Here is a 22,403-nt window from a genome sequence, read left to right as displayed (position 1 = left end):
CAAGCGTGCCCCTCCGGTTCTCCGGAAAACCTGCTTGTCAGGTACGCTTTTCCACCCGCGCGAGACTGAGACAAGGCGCAAACTCCCGGAAGAGCGGCAATCCTTCTCACGCTCCGCCCTATCACCTAAAATCAGGGTCTAAAGCAAGTTGGTAGAGTGGCATGCGATTTGGAAAAGGTCCGACGCGATGAACGTTTTGGTGATTGGAAGTGGAGGTCGGGAACACGCACTGGCGTGGAAACTAAAGCAGAGTCCACTTGCTGATCGGGTATTTGTGGCGCCTGGCAATGCAGGCACAGCCCAGGACGCCGAGAACGTTCCCATTTCCGAAAAAGACTTTGCGGGTTTGATCCGTTTTGCTAAGGCCAACCGGATCGGCCTGACAGTGGTCGGACCAGAAGCCCCGCTCGCTGAGGGGATCGTGGATATCTTCCGCGCCGAGAAATTGCGCATTTTCGGCCCGACCAAAGCCGCCGCGGAACTGGAGGCCAGCAAAGTTTTTTGCAAGCAATTGCTGCGCACAGCCGACGTCCCCACAGCCGATTTCCAGATCTTTTCAGATCCCGCCTCTGCCCGGCGCTACCTCATGGAAAAAGAAGACATGCCGCTGGTGGTCAAAGCTGACGGGCTGGCAGCCGGAAAAGGCGTGATCGTCTGCGACAATCGCGACCAGGCCCTCCAGGCCATCCGGCTCATCGCGGAAGAAAAAGTGTTCGGGTCGGCGGGCGACCGACTGGTCATCGAGGAGCGGCTCCACGGAGAGGAGGCCAGTGTCTTGGCGATTACCGATGGGAAAACGATCGTCACGCTTCAGCCCGCTCAGGACCACAAGCCTGCGTACGATGGTGACACGGGCCCCAATACGGGTGGCATGGGGGCCTACTCCCCAGCTCCGGTGGTAACCGAAGAAGCTCTTCACTGGATCGAGGCCAACATCCTCGTTCCAACCGTGCATGCCATGCGGAAGGCAGGTCGTCCATTCACTGGAGTGCTCTATGCGGGATTGATGATGACGCCGCTTGGTCCGCGGGTGCTGGAGTTTAACGTGCGATTCGGCGATCCCGAATGCCAGCCCCTCATGATGCGGCTGAAATCGGATTTACTGGAAATCCTCAATTTGGCTGTGGATGGCCGGCTCGACCAGCTCGAATCACTGGAATGGGATCTGCGCCCTGCGGTGTGCGTTGTGATGGCCAGCGAGGGATATCCCGGCTCTTATCAGAAAGGTTTTCCGATCCGCGGTTTGGAAGAAGCGGCTCGCCTGCCGGATGTTAAGGTCTTCCACGCGGGAACAGCGATGAAAGATGGCCAAATTATCACGGCGGGTGGCCGGGTGCTGGGAGTAACTGCCCTCGGCGAGAACATCGCAAGGGCGAAATACCAGGCCTACGCGGCCGTCAAATGCATCCGCTGGCAGGGGGCGTGGTGCCGGAAGGACATCGCCGACAAAGCCATTCGGCGTTTAACCCAGCAGAAGGTCTAACCGCCGCACCAGATGCCTGCTGACAGTGAGTTCATCCACTAACTCTGGCGACGCGGCGGTCTGCGGTCCCGAGGCCGTTTTAATCGCGCAAGATCCCTTTCGTTCAGCGTGTCAATCGGTTGTTCAAGCTGATCGGGGGTTAGACCGAAGTCCACCATCGGGAGAGGTTCAGAAAGGGATTGCACGGAGTCTTCTTCGTTGCCGGCCGCCGAGTTGGGCTGGGATGCTCCGGTGGGTGGGCTGTTGCTGGGAATTCTGGTCTCTGAGCCCATGCGGGACGCCGCGTCGGCCACCCTCTCCGGCTCCTCGCCAGTGGTGTTGTCGGGGACTCCGAGCAGCCGGAGCCACTCCTCGGTGTTCATGTTCGAGATGGCGGGTAATTTGGACGGTGCTTCACTTGAACGAAGGGACGAGGGGCCCCGGTAAGATCTTCGCATCAGCAACTCGCGATACCACTTCTCGCTATCCACGAATTTTGCCCGCCGGCGACGCGCCGCCCGCTGGACTCGGTGATCACTCGAGATGACCGTCAGCTTCCGCGGAGAGGTGTGCTCATTAATGAGTCGTTCCAGAAGCGAATCCGCATCGGGATAGCGGACTGCAAACTTGACTAAGATACCACAGTACTCGAACTCGGCCGGCAAGGGGCGCGGAGGGCTGTGCGCATCAAAAACCACGAGAGTTTCCTGGGCTTCTTCGGGTGTCAGATGTTTCACGAGAAAATCCAGAAGCGCCTGACGTGCCGCCCCCAGAGGAGTGAGACCCGCCGCCCCGGAATTTTTCACTTCGATCCCCGAGCAGTTGAGAAAGTTATAGCCATCGACCAAAAAACGAATCACTTCCTTGAGTCTCCCCTCCGCAGACCATAGTCCGACAGGACCCTGTTCCCGCAGCGTTCGCACGACACGCCGTCAAGCTCGCTCACCCCACTGGTATTTTATCACGCCCCCGACCATGACCACGGTGGCGCGACCTTCCATCACCCAACCGGCAAACGGCGTGTTTCTCGACTTGGAATGGAGTTGTTCCGGGTCGACCGTCCATTTCACATCAGGGTCGATGACAGTGACATCGGCGTCCGCCCCGATTTGCAGCGTACCCTTGGGAATTCCGAGAATGCGGGCGGGATTGATGGTAAGTTTGGCGAGTGCCTCGGGCCATGAGAGAATACCAGGCTTGATGAGCCGCATGATGACGAGGGGCAGGGCTGTCTCCAGCCCTACAATACCGAACGGTGCGCGGTCTAGCTCCTGCATCTTTTTTTCCTTGGCGTGTGGGGCGTGATCGGTAGCAATCACGTCAATCGTGCCATCCCGCAGGCCTTCCAGGCACGCTTTTACGTGCTCTTCGGACCGTAATGGGGGATTCATCTTGAAGTTCGAATCAAACGTGCGGAGCGACTCGTCTGTGAGTGTGAAGTGGTGAGGCGTCACCTCTGCGGTGACGCGGACTCCGCGGGCTTTCGCCCGGCGAATAGCCTCCACGCTCCCCAGCGTTGACACATGCATCACATGGAGCCGTCCGCCCGTGGCCTCCGCAAGGGCGATATCGCGGGCTACCATGACCGACTCTGCAGCTGCGGGGATTCCCGGCAGCCCCAGGATCAACGACACCAGCCCCTCGTGCATCACACCGTTGCGAGTGAGCTCGGGAATTTCGCAATGATTACACACCGGCTTGTCGAACATTAAACAGTACTCGAACGCCCGCCGCATCAGTTCTGGGTCGTAGACCGGGGCCCCGTCATCGCTGAAGGCCACCGCCCCTGCCGCCACGAGCTGCCCGATTTCCGCGAGCTCCTGCCCTTTGCGGTCCTTACTGACGCAGGCGATGACGTAGACATTGCAGTGTCCGTCGCGGGCAGCCTTCTGACGGACAAATTCCACAGTTGCCGGAGTGTCAATGGGGGGATCGGTGTTCGGACAACAGGCAATGGACGTGAATCCACCGGCGACTGCCGCCCGAGTGCCGGTAGCAATCGTCTCATCATCTTCGTGGCCGGGCTCACGAAGATGAACATGCATATCGATCAAACCCGGTGAGACGATTTTCCCGCGGGCATCAATCACCCGCTCATCCCCTTTCGGTGTGGGATTGTAGGCGGCGATCTTTCCACCCTCGATGAGGATATCGATGTGATCATCCAATCCCTGACTCGGATCGATGACCCGTCCACCGCGAATGAGAATTCGCTCCATTTTTTCATCCCTCGCCACAAATCACTGTCCGGCGATTGCTGTGTAATACGCGTTGTTGACTTTTTTCGCCGGCAGTGCGCTTTCCGGCCTTTTCACGATCTGAGACGCTCGGCCCGAGTCCTTACATCTCTTACATGGGGTAAACGATGGGCATTAACCGCCTGGTTAGAGCGTCTGGCTTGTCGTCCCCGTCAGTAACCAGAGGACGGCCATGCGGACGGCCACACCGTTTGTCACCTGATCCAGAATCGCCGAGTGCTCACCGTCCGCCACATCGGCGGTTACCTCCACACCGCGATTGATCGGTCCGGGCGCGATGATCAGGATACCCGGCTTGGTACGGGCCAGGCGCTCAGCATTCATGGCGTAAAGCAAAGCATATTCCCGAACAGAGGGGAACGGCCGTCGCGTTTGCCGCTCGAACTGGATCCGTAGCAAGTTGAGCACGTCTACTCGAGGGAGAATCTCGTCCAAACTGTAGGAGTACTCCACACCCAACTTCTCCCAATCCCGCGAGACGAGCGTCGATGGCCCGCACACGATGACGTGCGCTCCCAACTTTTTCAATCCCCAGATATTGGACCGGGCTGTACGGCTATGGGCAATATCACCGACAAGGGCCACGGTAAGGCCCTCGACTCGACCCAGCCGCTGCCGAATGGTCAGGATATCCAGCAGCCCCTGCGTGGGATGTTCGTGGGGCCCGTCTCCTGCATTGATCACCGAGCAGCGGAGTGATTTGGCCAGCAAATGGGGCGTGCCCGGGGTGCTGTGCCGCACGACCACCGCGTCGATTCCCATGGCCTCGAGATTCCGCGCCGTGTCCACCACCGTTTCGCCCTTGGAAAGGCTGCTTGTGGCGGCGGAAAAATCCACCACGTCAGCCCCCAAGCGACGCGCGGCCAGGGAAAAGCTGTTGCGGGTTCGCGTCGAATTCTCGAAGAACAAATTGACGCACGTTTTACCTGTCAATAGCGACCACTTCCTAATCCCCTGGTCGAACGCCCGGCGAAATACTTCCGCCGTATCGAGAATCCGAAGGATTTCTTCCGCCGAAAGTTCCTCCAGGCTGAGCAGGTGGTGGCGATACCAACCTCTACGCAGTTCCAGAAGCTGGGATTGAAATTCGTCCATCTGACGAGCACTCTCTCGGAGCGAAACACCTACGCCCAACGACCGCCTTCCCCGTGCCTCTCCGTTTCGTCAATCTTCCGGTTCAAGACCTTTTCAGACCGAAGCCCAATCGCCAGAATAAAACGCGCGTTTGGATTTTCGGCTGTGTGTGGCGTCCATCATTTGGCCGATTCTAAGGCACGGACTTTCACCCCGCAAGGATGCCCAGCCCGTCATCGATAAAGACTTCCAAGCTGAACGGACCAGATTCGCGCTGATTCCGTCCATGGCCCGTTTATTTCGCCCCTCACTCCTGGTACTTCTGGAACCCGCCCAGTGGACGAGAATACGCGAGGCGGTGGAGCGTCTCGTTCCCGGTGAGTTGGGCGAAGTGTTAGTGATATCGGAAAATGGTCTGGGGACGCCTGGGTCTGCCGATGAGCGTGTCGCCACCGGCGCTTCACAGACTGGGACATCGTTCTCCACCCCCCGGAGCGGGGTCATTCTCCTGACGGATCGAGCGGTACCTCCGGAAAATCTTAGGAGGTTGCTTTATCTCGGCGACAGGGATCGCCAAAGACCGGTTCCCGTGCACACCGTTGGCTTGGGCCATCAATTGCCAGGGGATGTTGTGCTGCCACCCGACACTCCTGCTGAGGCCGTGGCAGAAGTCCTCCGATTGCTTGCGAAGCTCGCACGTTTGCAACTCACCTTCAGACGACGCCGAGAACTGCTGCGTAGGCTGAGACGAGCTGTCTTCCGAGACTCTCTGACGGGCCTGCTCAACCGCAGGGCCTGGCCCAGGGTAGTTCGCTCCGCATGGCAACGCGCAAAAAGGACGCGTCAGCAAATCGTGTTTGCCCTATTCGATCTGGACAACTTCAAGTTGGTGAATGACACCCTGGGCCATCGGCGAGGCGACGAGCTTTTGCGGAGCATCGGACTGGCCGCGCGGCAGGCATGCCGCCGCAGGGATTATCTTTTCCGCTGGGGTGGAGACGAAATCGCCCTCGTGTGCATTATTGGCCCCAACGTGCCAGTTGAACCGATCGTGGAGCGTGTGCGACAGCGTCTTGCCACCAAGATCCCCGAGCTTGGTGACAGGGTCATCACAGCCAGTGCCGGAGTGAGCGTCGTCGCGCCCGGCTCTTCGGGAACATTTTGTCAGCCCCTCGCAAAAATTGCAGAAGAAATGATTCAGCACGCTGATGAGGCGTTGTGCCGCGCCAAATCCCTCGGCGGCAACTCGGTCTGCCGATTCCCCTGAGCTTCCAACAACGCAAGTGGTTGGGCGCCGATCAGCGGACATGACGGCCGCCTAAGCGGAAAACGGGCACAGCGACAGGACTTATCGGACGTCCTGACTGTCCGCCACCACGTTCCCGGCCGTCGCCTCCACAAAAAGTTCCTCCAGGGTGGGCAAAAGCGGCTGATACTCAACAATGTCAATCCCTGCCATGACAAGGCTTCGCAGCACCTCCGCGAGAACCGTTTCCCCCTGCTGGGTCGTTTCAAGCAGCTCCAGGATGACCTGTCCATTTTCCGCTTTGCTCCACCGGATCTGGGGCAGTTGGGTGAGGACGTTCTCGATCCGATCGGCCGCACCCAGGTACTGCACGCGGACGCGGGTACAGCGATCCGTTTTTGCCAGCACTTCTCGCAGGGTTCCAGAAACCACCAGGCGTCCCCGTTCGATAATGCCCACGTGGGTGGCCATATCGGCTAGCTCAGCCAAAACATGACTGGAAAGGAGGATGGTCTTTCCCTCGGCAGCCCATTCTTTGAGAAGGGATTTGAACTCCATTCGGGCAACCGGATCAAGTCCCGCCGTCGGCTCGTCGAGAATAAGAACAGGCGGATCGTGGACTAGTGCCCGCGCAAGGTAGAGCCGCTGCTTCAATCCTCGGGAAAGCTTTCGCACATCGGTTCGGGCGTAAGCCGCCAGCCCGAGCCGTTCCAGGAGCTCCTCGACTCGCCGTCGCCTCATTTGTCGCGGAACCCCATAAGCACGGCCAAAAAAATCGAGAAAGTCCTTTACCCGAAAACCGGGAAATTCGGCAAAGGTGTCCGGAACATAACCCAGGTGGCGGCGCACCTCTCGCGGCTGGCGCGTGACACTGAAGCTGGCGACCACGCCATCACCGGCCGTCGCCCGAATCAGTGTCGCCAGGAAACGAATCGTAGTCGTTTTGCCGGCGCCGTTGCGGCCGATGAAACCGAAGATTTCCCCAGGAGATACCTGGAAAATCAAGTGGTCAACCGCGCAAAAACTGCCGTATCTTTTGGTAAAGGCTTCAAGTTTGATCATGTATTTGTACCGAAACCGTGATATTCCTCTCGCGTGCTCCCAGGTTGAAACGCGCACAATGGGCGACGACGCACCCCGTCGACCAACCATGGCAATATGAATAGCGTAACAAAAGTATAACGGCAGGATAACATCCGCCGGTTCAAATTTTCTCGTTCGACCGAAAATCAAAACAAACGGGACGCACTTTCCAGAGACCCGCCGAGGCTTGTTTTTGTGACAAGCCATGCTACCATAATTCAGGAGGTGAAGTCTCAGTCTCCAAGGGAGGAAGGTCTCACTGTGATCCTCCGACTCCTGGTAGCCTCATGTCTAAAAGGGTGTCGCTGTCCGGCGTAAACCGGACAGAAACGGCACAATCTTTACTGAAAAAGTCATTTTAATCTTCTTCCCGCAGTTAGCTCCCGAATGGCTGTATTTCGGACAAAGCCCAATTCATTGTCATTAATCGCCAACAAATTGATAACACGCGCTGCCACATTCAATCGACAAATCGCGTCGCAATCAATCGGCTCGACTCAATCATGGGAGACAAGGTCATGGCTTCCGATTTTCGTCTGAAGGAAAAGTTGCCGGAGATCACCAACCGACTGGTGGAAACGTACCGCACCCACGGCAGCACAAGCCATCTTGGCCATTGTCCTCTTCCCAATTATGAGGCCGTCATTCAAGCCACCGAGTGGATGAAGGAAATCCTGTTTCCCGGTTACCGCCGACGCGACGGCCTGCACATGGGAAACGTGGTCTATTACGTGGGGGACTTAATGGACAAATTGCATGACCTCCTGACGCAACAAATCGCGCGTGCTTTGCGTCACGAGGCCAATCACACGGCCGAGTGTGACCCGATGAGGCTGGCCGACTTTGAAGCCCTGGGACAGGCCAAGACACTGGCGTTTCTTGAACAACTTCCCGAATTGCGGAAGATCCTGGCCCTGGATGTCCAAGCGGCTTACGACGGCGATCCCGCCTGCAAGTCCCTCGACGAGGTGATTCTCTGCTATCCCGGGTTTGAGGCGGTCACCGTGTATCGTTTGGCCCACCTTCTCCACGAGCTCGAGGTTCCCCTCATTCCACGCATGATGACAGAATGGGCTCACAGCCGCACGGGCATTGATATCCATCCCGGTGCCAAAATCGGCACGTACTTTTTCATCGACCACGGCACAGGCGTGGTCATTGGAGAAACGTGCGAGATTGGCCATCATGTCAAGCTCTATCAGGGCGTCACGCTGGGTGCGCTCAGCTTTTCCACAGACTCGGAAGGTCGGCTGGTGCGTGGGACTAAACGTCACCCCACCATCGAAGATCGCGTGGTTATCTATGCGAATGCCACCGTTTTGGGCGGGCGAACCGTCGTGGGTCACGACTCGGTGATTGGTTCCAGCGTATGGCTCACCCGATCGGTTCCCCCGCATTCCACCGTGCTGCTGGAGCGTCCCAACCTCCGCATTCGCGAGAAGTGCGAGGAACTTCGGCCGGAGAATAGCCTGGCCAACGGTAAAGCCACGCAAGACGCTGCGTGATGACGTCCCTTTTCACCCGGCTGGTCTTCTCAGAGCTGGGGAGGATTCACATCCGCCCGGCCTTCTCTGCGCGTGTTTCGCTCCCGCTAAGGACGCGCAATCATGCCGGACAAAGCGACTCCCAGCACCAGGATCCAGCCACATATGGAGAGGAGTGCCCCGATCGCGAGTCCTGGCGGATAATACGTCCACGTGAGGTGCCAAATTCCCGAAGAAAGAAATACTCCCATAAAGATGCCATCCACACGAACCGGCTCGCACAGCGATTCATAGACTCCCTCTGAAAATTTCACCGACACACGCCAGCCGGGATCAGCTCCCTCTCGCAAGATGACAAGTCCCGGACGGAAAAGCCTCGCTCGTATTTCCACTTTTCCCGGCCGGTATTGAAGAATCTCGGCACATTCCTTTGACACCGCGTGAGAAAGCTCCCCGACCGCTGCGCCTTCGACGGGACCCGTTTTGAAACCAGCTTCAGGCAGCTCGACCACGTGGACCTCGTTCGGTCCCCTTGGCTGTCCGCCGGGAAATTGAATGCTAGCGATCCGCTCCCACGTTTCCCCAAGGCTTCCGCGATGTTCGAAAAGCACCCGCCAATCGTGTGTGATTTCCACCCACGGGGTCTCATTCGCGATCGCGACAGGATCTTCAAGGTAGGTGAAGGGAGCATCGCGGTGGTGCACACTCTGCGGATAGGAAGTCACCCCCAATTGGGCAAGCCAGGATCGTGGTGGCGTCACTTCGCCTGTTTGAAGCCGCCACGCGCGAAGCAGTGATAATAGCACCGCTTGATCAGCGGGAAGGATCGTGCCATAGTTTTCCAGCGGCGCTTCGCCGCGCAACGTTCCCCAACGAAACGCGCCCGTGGCAAATTCCCAATCGCAAATCTCCTGGATCCGATTCGGCGAGGCCTGGGCAGACCACTCGGACGGATACCAGCACCACGGCTGCCAGAAGCGCCGCGGTACCTCTGACGATGCCGCCACGCGTGATACTTCTGGTGGACGCACCGCCACCACAAGCCAGCCATTGTGAAAAAGAAGATCAACTGCAAGGACAACCGAAAGTGCGATCGGCCAAAATGCAGGCCGAAACCAGCGTATGGCAACTCCAACGGCCGTCATCACCCCCAGCAGAGAGACTATGGTCACCAGAGTTTCGGCCGCCGCACGGTCCCTTTGAAAAGGCCCGAAAAGCATGTCATCGGCAGTGGCGGACCACCACTGACTCTGGTGGAGCGCGACCATCAGCACCACGCCGCCGAAGCACACGAGCCCTCCCGTCACGACCACGCGCCGGAAAAGCGTTTTCGCAAGGCCCCGATCTTTCTGAATCTCATCGAGTCCCACACTCGCCAGCACAGCCACGGCCAGTGCGGAAAACACTAGCCATTTGGATGGGTAACGAAACAATCCATAACGCGGCAAACAAAGAACAAACAACCAATACAGCCCTCCCATAGGGGGTAGAATTCCTGCATGGCCCAAGTCATAGCCAGTTAACATCCGGACAATTTCTGTCAGAACTCCCGCCGGTCCATACCATCCCAACGCCGCAACCGCGGAGAGCACGCCCATCCACGACAGCCACACCCTGGCTATCCGGGTGAGAGAATCTTCAACGAAAGGAATCTCGCCCGGCGCCACGGAGCAAAAGTTGCCGGGCAGACGCTGGTGGCATCTGGTGCTGTTTGATCGGAATGTCCTGGCAGCCTTACTGGTGACAAACAACCTGCCTCCCAGGATTGCCAGAAGCGCCGTTATGAACCCCTGATAAAGGGTTGGCACCCACCACCGGCCTTCCTCGACCGCGGCTGTTATCCACCGCGTATGGTATGGAAAAGGGCGGCCGCCAAAATTCGGCCAGAAATACTCGATCCAGCGATATGCAGGGGTCGAAAAATCGTAGATCGCTCGGTAATAATCCTGCCTTTCCTGTTCTGCCACTCTTTGCCACCAGGAGAGGGCCTGCGAAGTAGTTTCAAAATTGGCGTTACCAGGGGCGCTGGTGCTGGCCTCCATCTCCTGGTTCGGCCAACCTGCCAGGAGAGCACGGTCACATCGACTGGCGTACACCGCCGTAGGTATGAGCTGGACGGCAGCCAGGAGGAAAGCCAACCCAAAGACCAGCATCAGTTTGCCACCGATGAAAAAGATGGCCCTCTTCCACGTGTTCACTTGCCCGCCCTGTGTCCGCATTCTTCGAAATTCGATGGCACTTCGCACCAGCCAGGTGACAAGTGCCACAAGTCCACAATGGTAGGCGGTTTGTGGGTCGCCTCCCAAACACATCATCGCCAGCGACACACTACTTTTCATCAACGGACGTCCGGAGTGTCGAAGTTCCCGCACTGTGGTGGTGATGAACCACGTCCAACCGTGCGGCGGACTGGGAGTTCCGCTTGGCGCACGAATATCTGGCTGGGTCACAAACATCAGCTCAAGTAAGCCCGCCAATGCGAAGGGAAGCCATGCACCACTGATCAAGTAAATCGGGTTATAGATTTGAAACAGGAGATACCCTGAAAAAGGGTAGGCGAAGGCCGCCCAGAAGGCCGCCGGGGGTGAAGCTCCCATGCGTCGCGCCAGCCTGAACGCTCCCCATCCCGCCAAAGCCATGTGCGTCAGCAGAAAAAGTAAATAACACCACCGGAAAGGCAGGGGGAGCAGGAATACGATAATGCCAGGGTAAAATACCCCGGCAATTCCTTCAGCCATAAGGGGTGCACCCAAGACCAAGTAAGGGTTCCACCAGGGCCACACACCCGCGTGAAACTGTTCTCGCACGAAAAGCCAGAGTGGATAGTAGAGATTAGCGCTGTCCCGAAAGAGCGGAAGCCAATCCGAGAACACACTCTTTTGAAAAAAGGCCAGCCAGACAACCAACCAATCGAGGATGGCCAAGGCCATCAAGCCCAGCGATCGTACGCGTTGCCGGTGGGTGGAATTCATTCGAGCAGGCGTTATCCCCGAATGGAAAAGGCCATCCGAACGTTTGCAAGCCCTCTACCCCGGCCTCCCTTGTTGCAGTTGATGCGGCTTTTTCACCCAGATCTCCCGCGCCCTCCCTACGGTCCCCGTGCAAGAGGACTACCCTCTGAGCCAAGCGTTTTTCCCAAGCTGGATTACCCCGCCCGGTTCCTGATGAGTCGGCGTGAGAGCCGGGAAAAAGGTATCTTCGGCTAGGGTGGGAAGCGTAATTACTCTCCCCGTCGCGCGACACGGAGCATCGCTCGCAACCGAGCCGCCCGCGCATTCCGTTCGGCAATCGCTTCGTCACCCGCGGCACGGGCTTGGATGACCTGTTCCAATTGTTGATGGATTACGTCAGGGGCCAGTTCCCGAGCGGTGAATGTTCTCGTCGTGACAACCGACACCACGTCGTTCAGAACCTCCACGAATCCGCCTTCAATGTAGAACCGACGGACTTTCTCCTCCTGACGAACGCGCAGCTCGCCTGCGCCCAGCCGAGCGATGAGCGGAGCATGGCGCGGGTAAATTCCCAGCTCTCCATCCGGAAGGGGAACGACCACGGCATCGGCTGTGTCTTCCAGGACTTTACGTTCGGGCGTGACAACAATACAGCGGAGCTCAGCCATTCTTGACACTCACTTCCTCCAGACGGCGCACTGCCGGGGAAAAGGCCCAGCGTAGTTCATTTTTTCTTGGCTTCAAATTTCATTCGCTCAGCCTGCTCGGCCGCCTGTTCGATAGTTCCCACGTACATGAAAGCCTGCTCGGGCAGATGATCCCATTTACCGTCCACGAGTTCTTCAAAGCTGCGAATGGTCTCGGAGAGCGGCGTGATTTCACCCGGCCTGCCTGTGAAGGCCTCGGCCACCAAAAATGGCTGCGAAAGGAATCGCTCAATTCGCCGGGCACGGTGCACGATCAGTTTGTCCTCTTCACTCAATTCTTCCACCCCCAAGATGGCGATGATGTCCTGCAACTCGCGGTAGCGCTGAAGGATCCTCTGCACCCGCCGGGCGATGTTGTAGTGGCGTTCACCAACATACTGAGGATCCAGAAGCCGACTGGACGAGGCAAGCGGGTCCACAGCCGGGTAAATACCCTTCTCGGCAATCGACCGTTCCAGGTAGATGAAGGCATCCAACTGACCAAATGCCGTGGCCGGGGCAGGGTCTGTCGGGTCGTCGGCAGGAACATACACCGCCTGCACCGAGGTGATGGCGCCCCGGGACGTGGACGTAATCCGTTCCTGGAGGGCCCCCATCTCCGTGGCCAGCGTCGGTTGGTAACCCACCGCGGACGGCATCCGGCCGAGCAACGCGGAAACCTCACTTCCTGCCTGCGAAAATCGGAAGATGTTGTCGATAAACAGGAGTACGTCCGCGCCCGTGGTGTCGCGGAAGTATTCCGCCATGGTAAGAGCGGAAAGCGCCACCCGCAAGCGGGCTCCAGGCGGCTCGTTCATCTGCCCGAAGACCATGCATGTTTGTTCGATGACGCGCCGTCCCGTCGAACCGATTTTCGTTTCCTGCATTTCCAGCCAGAGGTCGTTCCCCTCGCGGGTACGCTCTCCCACCCCTGCGAATACCGAATAACCACCGTGCGAGGTGGCAATTCGGGCAATCAGTTCGGTGAGGATCACGGTTTTTCCGAGTCCTGCCCCACCGAACAACCCTGCCTTCCCACCCCGAACGAATGGGGTCAAAAGGTCGATCACCTTGATTCCTGTTTCGAACACCTCCACCTTCGTGGAGAGCTCGGTGACCGGCGGTGGTTCGCGATGGATCGGCCACCAATCTTCAGCTTCGACCGGCCCGCGATCATCGATTGGTTCACCGAGCAGGTTGAACACCCGACCAAGGATCCCCTTGCCTACGGGGACTTTCACCGGTCCCCCGGTGTCTAGGCACTTCATTCCGCGCACCAGACCGTCCGTGCTTCCGAGCGCCACGCAACGGACGCGGCCTCCGCCAAGGTGCTGCTGCACTTCACCCGTCAGGTTGATGCGGACACCTTTGACCTCTTCTTCAATCTTCACCGCATTGTAAATCGCCGGCAGCCGATGCTCAGGAAACTCCGCATCGAAAGTGGAACCGATCACCTGCGTGATTCGCCCATAATTGGGTTCCCGAACAACCTCCACATGGGCTGACTTCGTTTCAGCGGTAGGGCTAGTCATTTCGTCCCTCGATTTTCCTTCTTATAACTCTCATGCGAAGTTTGCAGCTTATTTCGATGCCAGTTCAATCACCCGCTGCGCCGGCTCCCGTGGACCACCATCCAGGGCGGCCTTGCCAGGATTACCCACTTTGTTTCTCCAGGGCCTCTGCTCCACTGACCACCTCGAGAATTTCCGACGTGATCTGGGTTTGTCTTGCCCGATTGTACGCCACACTCAAATTTGCCAGCATCGTGTCGGCATTTTCAGTGGCTGTCTTCATGGCGACCATCCGGGCAATCTGCTCTGCCGCCGCGGAGTCCAGAAAGCACTTGAAAAGCTGCATCTTGTACGCAGTGGGGACAATTTCTTCCACAACGCTCTCCGGAGACGGCAGGAAGTCGTATTCTACCCGGTGCGAAGCCCCGTTTTCATCTCCGATATCGAAATCGCTCAGTGGCAACAGCGCTTCCACGACGGGGAATTGCCGACTGGCGGACTCGAACTTCGTATACACCACTTCCACCTGGTCAATCTCGCCGGCCAAGAACTCCCGGGCATATCGCTCGGCTAGGGCGTTGACGTCTTCGAATCGGGGCCGGGCATCAAAGTGCGTGTACTTCTCATGCACTTCAATACCTCGAAATTTCAACCCCGATATGCCTCTTTTTCCGGATACTTCTAGCCGGACCGACTCCACCTTGTCGCGCCAGTACCGGAGACGGGCCATCGCCAGGCGAAGGATCGATGAGTTGAACCCCCCGCACAGGCCGCGATTGCTGGTAAGAACAAGGAGCACCACGTTATTCACCCCATCATGCGCCTGCATAAGGGGGTGGCTGATTTCCGCCCCGGCTGCCACCAAATGCCCCAGCACCGTGGTCAGCCGCCGGGTGTAAGCTGACGCCGCAAGGGCGCGATCCATGGCCCGTTTGAACCGTGCCGTGGAAATAAGCTCCATTGTCCGCGTGATCTTGCGAATATTGCGGACGGAGCGGCGACGTCGTTCCAGTGTCCTCGCTTTCACCATGGCAACGCCCTACTGCCGTAATTGTCCTGTGTAACTCGCGACCGCCCTGCTCCCTGTACCTTTCTTCCTCAAACCATCATCACGCCGCTGCCGCAACGGCAGACTCCTTCGGTTTTTTCTTTTTCTCAAGATACTGACGGTTAAAGTCGTCCAGGATGGCCACGAGCTTTTCTTCCGTCTCGGCATCCAGGTCTTTCGTGTCCGTGATCCGCTGCCAGACAGCCTTATGGTTGGTGTGGATGTGTTCCAGGAACTCCTTTTCCCATGTCCGCACTTCAGCAACTGGAATGGGGTCGAGATACCCTTTGGTGCCCGCGTAGATGACCAGCACCTGATCGGTCACATGCATCGGCTGGTACTGACCCTGCTTTAGCAGTTCGGTCATCCGGTAGCCGCGGTCCAGCCGGGCCTGGGTTGCTGGATCGAGCTCGGTCCCCAGTTGCGCGAAAGCTTCCAATTCGCGGAAGGCCGCCAGGTCCAGCCGCAAACCACCTGCCACCTTTTTCATCGCCGGAATCTGCGCTTTGCCGCCCACCCGGGAAACCGATATACCGACATTCATGGCGGGACGCTGGCCGGCGAAGAACAAATCCGGCTGGAGATAAATCTGACCGTCCGTGATGGAGATCACATTGGTGGGAATATACGCCGAAACTTCTCCTTCGAGAGTTTCCACGATGGGAAGGGCCGTCAGCGAACCGCCTCCCCGTTCATCACTCAGCTTCGCAGCCCTTTCCAGAAGACGACTGTGGCAATAGAAGATATCGCCGGGATAAGCTTCACGACCGGGCGGCCGACGCATTAGAAGCGAAAGTTGTCGGTACGCCTGGGCCTGCCGGGTGAGGTCATCGTAGATCACCAGAGCGTGCTCCCCTTTGTACATGAAGTACTCCGCCATGGCGCAACCGGCGTACGGAGCCACGTACTGCAGCGGGGCGGGATCGCTGGCTCCCGCCACCACCACCGTCGTGTACTCCATTGCCCCGTAGCGATGGAGCACGTCGATGATCTGGGCAACGCTCGACTCCTTCTGGCCGATGGCCACGTAAAAGCATTTAACGCCCGTGCCTTTCTGGTTGATGATTGTGTCAATGCAAATGGCGGTTTTACCTGTTTTGCGGTCACCGATGATCAGCTCCCGCTGGCCCCGGCCAATCGGCGTCATCGAGTCGATCGCCTTGATACCTGTCTGCAACGGTTCTTTCACCGGCTGACGGTGGGCAACACCAGGTGCCGGACTTTCCACCGGGCGACGTTCCTGGGTAGCAATCGGACCTTTGCCGTCCAACGGGTTGCCCAGCGGGTCGACCACGCGCCCTAAGAGTGCCTCTCCGACGGGCACGCTCAGCAACTGCCCCGTGCTACGGACCTCGTCCCCTTCCTTGATCCCCAGATAATCGCCAAGGATGATCACGCCCACGGAGTTCTCTTCCAGATTGAACGCCAATCCGCGGACGCCCGTGGGGAATTCCACCATTTCGCCAGCCATTACGCCAGAGAGCCCATAGACGCGCGCGATACCATCACCCACCTCCAGTACGCGGCCGACCTCGCGGACGTCGATCTGCGATTCGTACCGCTCAATCTCCTGTTGGATCACAGAAGCGATTTCGTCGGCTTTGAATCTCATGGGCACTCCTGTCGATGATCTGCTGTCTGATCTTCCGTAACTGCGTCTCTACGGAAGCATCCATTATCTTGTCACCCACCTGGATGACAATGCCACCGATAACTCTGGGATCCACCTGCCACTGGACCACCGGCACCCCGCCCACCAATTTCCGAAGCTGGCCTTCCAGCCGCTCCAGCAGGTCTTTTTCGATCGGGGTTGCCGTAATGACCTTCACATGGACCAGCCCCCGACGCCGGTCCCATTCTTCCTGGACTGCCCGCACGATGGGCCCCAAAATATCGAGCCGGTCCCGGCGATTGAGAACCCGCAGGAAATTCATCACCAGTGGAGACACGCGGGCTTCAAAAACACGATTTAGAATCCCCAGTTTCTCCTCATGATTAATGACGGCTGAGCCAAGCAATTCTGCGAACCGCGGAAACGGTTTGAGCACCTCCTCCTCGATGGCCCGCAGCTCTGCCACCAACTCCTCAACCTGACCGGTCTTTTCCGCCGCGTTGAGAAAAGCCTCCGCGTACACAGAGGCGATTTTCTCCGCCGTCACATCGCCGGCGAATTCGGCGGCAAATCGGGCATCTCGGGCTTCCAGGTCCTGTGCCATTGCTCTATCCGTTACGCGGCTTGCTCATTGCTTGGCATTAATACCCCAGCTTATCATGGAGCCTGCCGACCGAAGCCCCCGGTCAATTCAGTCCCGGAGGACGCTGACGGCTGATGGCCTCCATGGCCTGTTCGATCATCCGGGCATGGGCGGTGGGGTCAAGCCGAGCGGCCACCAGTTTCCCTGCCAGATCGACCGCCAACGCCGCCCCGCGCTGGGCCAATTCCTGCAGGGCACGCTCCGTGGCCCGGTCAATCTCCGCCAGTTTGCGGCGATACTCTTCTTCCGCCTCCTGCCGGGCCTTCTCGATGAGCGATTGCCCCACCTGCTGAGCTTCCTGTTTGGCCTTTTCGATCATCGCGCGAATTTCATTTTCTGCCTGTCCCAGCTTGGCCTGATACTCGCTCAGCAGGCGTTTCGCCTCGGCGTTTGCCCGTTCAGCATCTTCGATCTCTCGGCGGATGTGGTCTTCCCGCTGATCAAGGGCCCGGGCGATCGGCTTCCATGCGAATTTTCGGAGTACCACCAGAACCCCCACGAACACCACCGCGGTCCACAGGGCCAAATCCTGCCGAAAGTCAAGCGGATTGACAGCGTCCGCGACCGAAGACCCTTCGCCATGACCACTGCCAGCCTCTGCACCCCAGGCGATCGAGATGCTCTTTGTCCCCAATCCCAAAACGAGAGCGATCAACGCCAGCGCGGCCCATTTGCTCATCTGTTTGACCATACCAATCTCCCACCAATGATGGGCCTTGCCCCTCCTTGGGCTTTCCATCTGCTCCTTTTCGAACGCGGGAACTCGGACAGATTCCAGCGGCCTCAATCACCCAAGCACGGAGTGGCTCCTTGAGAGCTCGCTGGTAAAACGGGCGGCCTTGTCCCTCACCCTGTGAAGAACAGGGCAATCAAACATACGATCAAAGCAAAGAATGTAACGCCTTCAATGAGCGCGGCGGAGACAATCATCGCCGTCTGGATGTTGCCCGCCACTTCGGGCTGACGAGACATCGATTCGACTGCTGCGGCTCCAATTTTACCGATCCCGAAACCGGCTCCCAAGATGATCAGCCCAGCACCGAAGGCACCCCCGAAAAAGATGGAAAATCGATTGGCGCCCTTCGCTTCCTGCACCTGCTGGGCCTGAGCTGTCTGCTCCTGAGCCGGCGCGGCAGCCTCTTCCGCCATCGCCACCATCCCACTGGACCACATCATCAAACCCAATGCGATAGCAATCAGCCACTTGTTCACGGAGCCAGTCTCCTTTCTCTACTGAGGACCCAATTCCTCCGCGGCAGTCTTTCCCATACCGCGGCTTCCCAAGATTCTCCCAACAAGATCTTCCCAATACGCCCTACTACCTTCACATTCCTTCGAAACTCAGTGAGCGTGAACCGACATGCCAATAAAGAGCGCTGCCAGGAAGGTAAAAATGTACGCCTGAAGGAACGCTACGAACAACTCCAACATCATAAGGGCAATCTGTCCAGCGACGCTGGCGATCGTCACCCCAAACCAGAGAATCAGCCAGAAATTGGCCACCGCCGCAATAAAGCTCAGGATCACTGCCAGGACCAAATGCCCGGCAAACATGTTCGCCATAAGACGCACAGCCAACACAGCGTGTTTGATGCACAGGCCAGCAAACTCAATGAGCCATAGCATCAGTTTGAGGATAATTCCCAGGACCCCTTTCAGTTCCATATGGGGCACGAGGCTCTTCACGTATCCGAGCAGGCCGTGCTCCTGAATCCCCGCCCCCACCACCATCGCGAAAGTCAACACTGCCAGCGCACCCGTAACACTTAATGTTCCCGTGGGTGAGCCCGCCCACGGCAACAGCCCCATCAGATTGCAAAACAAGATGAAAAAGAACAAGGTCCACAAAAATGGCAGGTATCGATCAGCCTCGTGCTTGCCGATCGCGGGCCGGGCTACCTGGTCGCGTATGTAACATAGGATGACATCAAAAAATGTCACCAGCCGGCCTTCCGGCGGCCTCCCCCCACGTAATCGCCAAGCAAGCGGGATAAAGATGAGCAGCATGAGGACTGCCACAATCAGCTCCAGCACCATGAACTTCGTAAGCTGGAGCCGAAGCGGAATCTCCACTGCCGGAATGTGGCCGAGCAGCGGCAAGTCAACCGCTCCCAATCGTAAGCTGCCACAATCCAGCATTGGCAATTCGACATGATAGCCGAATGGAAAGTGAAAGGACGTGGCGTCCTTCACATGTTCCCCGGCTACTGCGATGTCCATGCCCATTGTATCACCACTCGCAAGAAGGATTGCGACTGAAATCCCCACAGAGTCGACTACGACGACTCACCCTCACCAAACCGCGACAATTCCATTTACGCATCCGGTGAGGTCATCGCTCGGCCTGCTCTTTGACCCTGGGTTTTTCTGTCAGACGGGATGCGACGACCCAGGTTTGCAGGCCCACAATTAAGGTATAGATCACTACAGAATACAGCAAAGTGCTGACGCTGACCAGCCATCCCGCGCAAATTGCTCCGAGGGCAAGCAAAGCCAGGGGCACAACAACGCGCAAAGTTCCGCCAAGAAGGACCACCAGTCCCTGGGGGCCAGCGTGACCACCGGCTTCCGCCCAGACCGCAGCCAGAACGCCTCCTGCGAGGCAAGCCACGGCCGCCACCACCAGCCGGACGATCTCCACACGGAAGTCCCCCACAACCGCCGCCACAGGCAAAAGGCCGCCCACCCCGAGAATTACACCCAGAAAACCAGCGCGAAACACCGGTGGGCCAAACAACGGCCCACTCAAACGTGAACCTGGTCGGCCATTTTCATCAACACTTCCCACGGGCCCGCCGAAGATGTGACTCGCAAAATGGAATGGTCGCCTACTTACCGCCGTCCATTATCGCGTAGGTCATCCGCTGGACGCTGTCCGTCTGAATGCAACAAATCCTTATAATAGAACTTAACAAAACTTAGCGTTCCGACCGCGATCCCCAAAGCGGTCCCAGCCAATGTAAAAATTGGCAGGGTCCCCACTTTTCTGTCTAGATAAAATCCCCCAATACTAGGGAGTACCAATTCTAGAGCAATCCCCACGATCTGCATTCCGATGGCGTAACCGCGGGCCCAAGATGCCCGGGTATCCCCACCGTCAGGAGGGTTTCCTGGAGTCCTCTCGAAACGTTGTCTACGACTTATCATTCTTACTTACCGCAGGGCCTGCTCCTCGAGCATGCTGTAAGGGGACCGCATCTGGGCTTTTTCAGCGAAGATACATCTATGAAGCATTTATCGCCGTTAAGTAACAAAAAATCGAGATCAATCAACGCTTCACGGACTGACCAGACGCCAGTTTGCGGTTGCGCCACGGTTCTCATTGCTTGGCTGCAACTGTGCTGCCACAGCCAACCCGCCGCCTGCCACGGTTGCGACTTCGACACACTCAGTGTACAATAGGCAATTGGGTATGACAGTAGGCACCGGGAGCCGCGCGGCTCCTGTGGCTCGTGAGTGGCCCAACCCAATGTCGTAACCACCACCCCCTGGACCACCGTCGCGAGCGAACGAGGGCAAGGACGACCTCACCGTTACTGTTACGCTCCCGCGTCTTCGGAAGGCACTTTGGGCGTCGGCCGAAAGCCTTGCAACGCTGCCCACTGAAGGGCATCCAGCGCGGGACGGCGCGGACCAAGTTTCGTGGCAGTCCCCGCCCCAGCGGGTGTGCTTCGGTTGCCGGAGGTCGAACAGTGATCACCGTCGCGGAACTCAGCCTTCACACAGTCAAGGACTTGGCCGAAATGGCCAAGAAAAAAGGCATCCCTCGTTGGCATGCCATGCGAAAGCAGGAACTCATTCAGGCCCTCGTGGAAGTCGCTCGCAAGGAAGCCCGCCAAAAGAAAAACCGTCTGAAAAAAGCCGCCACTTCGAGTGGACGAAAAGCTAAAGCGGGCTCCAGTAGCAAAACATCCGGTTCCAATGGAAAGCCTCAAAAAAGCTCCGCTCGCAAAACAACGCTCAAAATCGAATCCTCATCCACCTCCAAACGCTCTAAAGTATCTCAAAAAGCTCCTCAGAAGACCAGTGTCGTGAAGAAAACCGTGGCTGCGGCCCCGCCGTCGCCCGAGTTGCAGAAAAACCTTCGTCAATGGCAGGAGGAACTCATTGACACCAAGGATTTGGCCGCCACTTCCAACGGCGAAACAACCCCCGCCAAAGACCGCCTCATTTTAATGGTCCGCGATCCCTATTGGCTCCAGGCCTACTGGGAGATTTCCCGACAAAGCGTGGAAAGGGCCCGCGTCGCACTGTCCCAAAACTGGTACCTTGCCAAACCGCTCCTCCGGCTTTGGGAAGTGCGTCGGGACGGCACCAGCCATTCCGAACGGGTGTTTGTGAAGGATATCGAAATTCACGGGCGTGTCAATAATTGGTACATCAACGTGGACAATCCCCCTCGGTCTTTCGAGGTGGACATCGGATACGCCACACCCGATCGCAAATTCTTCTGTCTTGCGCGGAGCAACATCGTAAGCACTCCCCACGCGGCCACCACCGGTAACGAGTTGGACTGGAGTGCTCTGGCAGACGAATTCGAGCGGATCTATGCCCTCAGCGGTGGGTATGATGACACCACCGATACCACCGAGTTACGCGAAGTCCTTGAGGATCGCCTGCGCCGGCCTTTGGGCGGGTCGGTCATCCAGCGGCTCGGTGCCGGTGTGGAGGGTCAGGCCGAAGCTCGAACCAACTTCCGGTTCTTTGTCGACGCAGAGCTGGTGGTCTTTGGCCAGATCCAGCCAGGTTACCACGTTTCCATCCGTGGGGAGCCCGTTACCGTGTGTGCCGACGGCACTTTCTCCATCCGCTTACCGCTCCCCGACCGGCGACATGTGCTCCCCATCGTGGGGCAGAGCCCCGATGGAACGGAACAGCGGACGGTCGTTTTAGCCGTCGAGAGAAACACCAAGGTAATGGAACCGCTCCACAAGGATCACGAACCGGCTGCGTAATAAACCGTCCTCCACGGAGACAGCACGGAGCTTAAAGCGTGCCGGCGCGTCAGGCCTTCTCGAATCTTGCTTCCCGGAGTGCTGTTTAATCCTCCTAGCAAATGAGCCGCCGTAACGGTGCGGCGACTGTCGGCAACCAAGTTCCACGGAACATTCCAGCGTGTCATTCCCTGTCCTTCCTGGAGAGTCCGCGGAAACACCCATGGGTTCCCTTTTGAGGTTATCCCCAGGTTTTGTCTTCATTCCGCCAGGGTTCTTTCCATCATCCGGATGATGAGGTCACTGAACTTACAATAGTTCGCCTCCCTATCTTCACTCGTCCCGGTTTATAATTTGAGATTCTCCGGGTTCGCCCCTTCCGGCTCAACCTACTGTGTCCCAGGCCCACGC

Annotated in this window: 18 protein-coding genes; 4 read left to right on the top strand and 14 right to left on the bottom strand. The window is 57.9% G+C overall.

Annotation, left to right across the window (positions count from 1 at the left end; translation table 11 throughout):
- Positions 1 to 187 precede the first annotated feature (187 nt).
- Complete coding sequence (gene purD, locus ABJK56_RS04490; RefSeq protein WP_347243465.1) at positions 188 to 1,483, top strand: phosphoribosylamine--glycine ligase; 1,296 nt, start codon at positions 188 to 190, stop codon at positions 1,481 to 1,483.
- Between the two features lie 38 nt (positions 1,484 to 1,521).
- On the opposite strand, the gene ABJK56_RS04485 is transcribed toward purD, so the two are convergent.
- The 3 genes from ABJK56_RS04485 to ABJK56_RS04475 form a co-directional block, all read right to left on the bottom strand.
- The gene (locus ABJK56_RS04485; protein WP_347243464.1) at positions 1,522 to 2,322 is read right to left on the bottom strand and encodes an NYN domain-containing protein; all 801 of its coding nucleotides are present in this window, start codon (positions 2,320 to 2,322) and stop codon (positions 1,522 to 1,524) included.
- A 72-nt stretch (positions 2,323 to 2,394) separates the two neighbouring features.
- Positions 2,395 to 3,699: a dihydroorotase gene (locus ABJK56_RS04480; protein WP_347243463.1), complete on the bottom strand. Its 1,305-nt coding sequence runs from the start codon at positions 3,697 to 3,699 to the stop codon at positions 2,395 to 2,397.
- A gap of 147 nt (positions 3,700 to 3,846) precedes the next feature.
- Complete coding sequence (locus ABJK56_RS04475) at positions 3,847 to 4,815, bottom strand: aspartate carbamoyltransferase catalytic subunit (RefSeq protein ID WP_347243462.1); 969 nt, start codon at positions 4,813 to 4,815, stop codon at positions 3,847 to 3,849.
- Between the two features lie 265 nt (positions 4,816 to 5,080).
- Here ABJK56_RS04475 and ABJK56_RS04470 point away from each other — a divergent pair, with 265 nt between their 5' ends.
- A complete protein-coding gene (locus ABJK56_RS04470) occupies positions 5,081 to 6,061 on the top strand; it encodes a GGDEF domain-containing protein (RefSeq protein ID WP_347243461.1) in 981 nt (326 codons plus the stop codon).
- 81 nt (positions 6,062 to 6,142) lie between these two features.
- Here ABJK56_RS04470 and ABJK56_RS04465 read toward each other — a convergent pair whose 3' ends face one another.
- Positions 6,143 to 7,102 (bottom strand): ABC transporter ATP-binding protein, encoded by a 960-nt coding sequence (locus ABJK56_RS04465; RefSeq protein WP_347243460.1) that lies wholly within the window; start codon positions 7,100 to 7,102, stop codon positions 6,143 to 6,145.
- A 539-nt stretch (positions 7,103 to 7,641) separates the two neighbouring features.
- Between ABJK56_RS04465 and epsC the strand changes: the two genes are divergently transcribed.
- On the top strand, positions 7,642 to 8,628 hold the full coding sequence (epsC, locus tag ABJK56_RS04460; protein WP_347243459.1) for a serine O-acetyltransferase EpsC: 987 nt from the start codon (positions 7,642 to 7,644) through the stop codon (positions 8,626 to 8,628).
- Positions 8,629 to 8,714: 86 nt separating this feature from the next.
- On the opposite strand, the gene ABJK56_RS04455 is transcribed toward epsC, so the two are convergent.
- The 10 genes from ABJK56_RS04455 to ABJK56_RS04410 form a co-directional block, all read right to left on the bottom strand.
- The gene (locus tag ABJK56_RS04455; RefSeq protein ID WP_347243458.1) at positions 8,715 to 11,579 is read right to left on the bottom strand and encodes a hypothetical protein; all 2,865 of its coding nucleotides are present in this window, start codon (positions 11,577 to 11,579) and stop codon (positions 8,715 to 8,717) included.
- 248 nt (positions 11,580 to 11,827) lie between these two features.
- Positions 11,828 to 12,226, bottom strand: coding sequence for an ATP synthase F1 subunit epsilon (gene atpC, locus ABJK56_RS04450; protein WP_347243457.1), 399 nt, complete (start codon positions 12,224 to 12,226; stop codon positions 11,828 to 11,830).
- Between the two features lie 56 nt (positions 12,227 to 12,282).
- Positions 12,283 to 13,776 (bottom strand): F0F1 ATP synthase subunit beta, encoded by a 1,494-nt coding sequence (gene atpD, locus ABJK56_RS04445; RefSeq protein WP_347243456.1) that lies wholly within the window; start codon positions 13,774 to 13,776, stop codon positions 12,283 to 12,285.
- Between the two features lie 121 nt (positions 13,777 to 13,897).
- Entirely contained in the window at positions 13,898 to 14,785 is an 888-nt protein-coding gene (atpG, locus tag ABJK56_RS04440) for an ATP synthase F1 subunit gamma (RefSeq protein WP_347243455.1), read from the bottom strand.
- Between the two features lie 79 nt (positions 14,786 to 14,864).
- The gene (atpA, locus tag ABJK56_RS04435; protein ID WP_347243454.1) at positions 14,865 to 16,415 is read right to left on the bottom strand and encodes a F0F1 ATP synthase subunit alpha; all 1,551 of its coding nucleotides are present in this window, start codon (positions 16,413 to 16,415) and stop codon (positions 14,865 to 14,867) included.
- On the bottom strand, positions 16,366 to 17,019 hold the full coding sequence (gene atpH, locus ABJK56_RS04430) for an ATP synthase F1 subunit delta (RefSeq protein ID WP_347243453.1): 654 nt from the start codon (positions 17,017 to 17,019) through the stop codon (positions 16,366 to 16,368). The genes atpA and atpH overlap by 50 nt, the downstream gene beginning before the upstream one ends.
- 82 nt (positions 17,020 to 17,101) lie before the next feature.
- Complete coding sequence (gene atpF, locus ABJK56_RS04425; RefSeq protein WP_347243452.1) at positions 17,102 to 17,749, bottom strand: F0F1 ATP synthase subunit B; 648 nt, start codon at positions 17,747 to 17,749, stop codon at positions 17,102 to 17,104.
- A 155-nt stretch (positions 17,750 to 17,904) separates the two neighbouring features.
- Entirely contained in the window at positions 17,905 to 18,270 is a 366-nt protein-coding gene (atpE, locus tag ABJK56_RS04420; RefSeq protein WP_347243451.1) for an ATP synthase F0 subunit C, read from the bottom strand.
- A 129-nt stretch (positions 18,271 to 18,399) separates the two neighbouring features.
- The gene (gene atpB, locus ABJK56_RS04415; RefSeq protein ID WP_347243450.1) at positions 18,400 to 19,278 is read right to left on the bottom strand and encodes a F0F1 ATP synthase subunit A; all 879 of its coding nucleotides are present in this window, start codon (positions 19,276 to 19,278) and stop codon (positions 18,400 to 18,402) included.
- A 112-nt stretch (positions 19,279 to 19,390) separates the two neighbouring features.
- The gene (locus ABJK56_RS04410; RefSeq protein ID WP_347243449.1) at positions 19,391 to 19,846 is read right to left on the bottom strand and encodes a hypothetical protein; all 456 of its coding nucleotides are present in this window, start codon (positions 19,844 to 19,846) and stop codon (positions 19,391 to 19,393) included.
- Between the two features lie 904 nt (positions 19,847 to 20,750).
- Here ABJK56_RS04410 and ABJK56_RS04405 point away from each other — a divergent pair.
- Positions 20,751 to 22,013, top strand: a complete 1,263-nt coding sequence (locus ABJK56_RS04405; RefSeq protein ID WP_347243448.1) for a DUF4912 domain-containing protein — start codon at positions 20,751 to 20,753, stop codon at positions 22,011 to 22,013.
- Positions 22,014 to 22,403 lie beyond the last annotated feature (390 nt).

Origin of the sequence: Thermogutta sp., from assembly GCF_039793925.1 — a bacterium.
In the GTDB taxonomy this organism is placed as follows: domain Bacteria; phylum Planctomycetota; class Planctomycetia; order Pirellulales; family Thermoguttaceae; genus Thermogutta.
Note: the sequence above shows the minus strand (reverse complement) of the source record. Positions and strands in the feature narration are given on the sequence as shown.

Excerpts from the sequence above, each read along its gene's own strand:
- atpD (WP_347243456.1), bottom strand. The coding sequence starts at position 13,776 with ATGACTAGCCCTACCGCTGAAACGAAGTCAGCCCATGTGGAGGTTGTT.
- atpA (WP_347243454.1), bottom strand. The coding sequence starts at position 16,415 with ATGAGATTCAAAGCCGACGAAATCGCTTCTGTGATCCAACAGGAGATT.
- ABJK56_RS04475 (WP_347243462.1), bottom strand. The coding sequence starts at position 4,815 with ATGGACGAATTTCAATCCCAGCTTCTGGAACTGCGTAGAGGTTGGTAT.
- ABJK56_RS04470 (WP_347243461.1), top strand. The coding sequence starts at position 5,081 with ATGGCCCGTTTATTTCGCCCCTCACTCCTGGTACTTCTGGAACCCGCC.
- atpG (WP_347243455.1), bottom strand. The coding sequence starts at position 14,785 with ATGGTGAAAGCGAGGACACTGGAACGACGTCGCCGCTCCGTCCGCAAT.
- atpB (WP_347243450.1), bottom strand. The coding sequence starts at position 19,278 with ATGGACATCGCAGTAGCCGGGGAACATGTGAAGGACGCCACGTCCTTT.
- purD (WP_347243465.1), top strand. The coding sequence starts at position 188 with ATGAACGTTTTGGTGATTGGAAGTGGAGGTCGGGAACACGCACTGGCG.
- atpF (WP_347243452.1), bottom strand. The coding sequence starts at position 17,749 with ATGGTCAAACAGATGAGCAAATGGGCCGCGCTGGCGTTGATCGCTCTC.
- ABJK56_RS04455 (WP_347243458.1), bottom strand. The coding sequence starts at position 11,579 with ATGAATTCCACCCACCGGCAACGCGTACGATCGCTGGGCTTGATGGCC.
- ABJK56_RS04465 (WP_347243460.1), bottom strand. The coding sequence starts at position 7,102 with ATGATCAAACTTGAAGCCTTTACCAAAAGATACGGCAGTTTTTGCGCG.
- epsC (WP_347243459.1), top strand. The coding sequence starts at position 7,642 with ATGGCTTCCGATTTTCGTCTGAAGGAAAAGTTGCCGGAGATCACCAAC.
- atpH (WP_347243453.1), bottom strand. The coding sequence starts at position 17,019 with ATGGCACAGGACCTGGAAGCCCGAGATGCCCGATTTGCCGCCGAATTC.
- atpC (WP_347243457.1), bottom strand. The coding sequence starts at position 12,226 with ATGGCTGAGCTCCGCTGTATTGTTGTCACGCCCGAACGTAAAGTCCTG.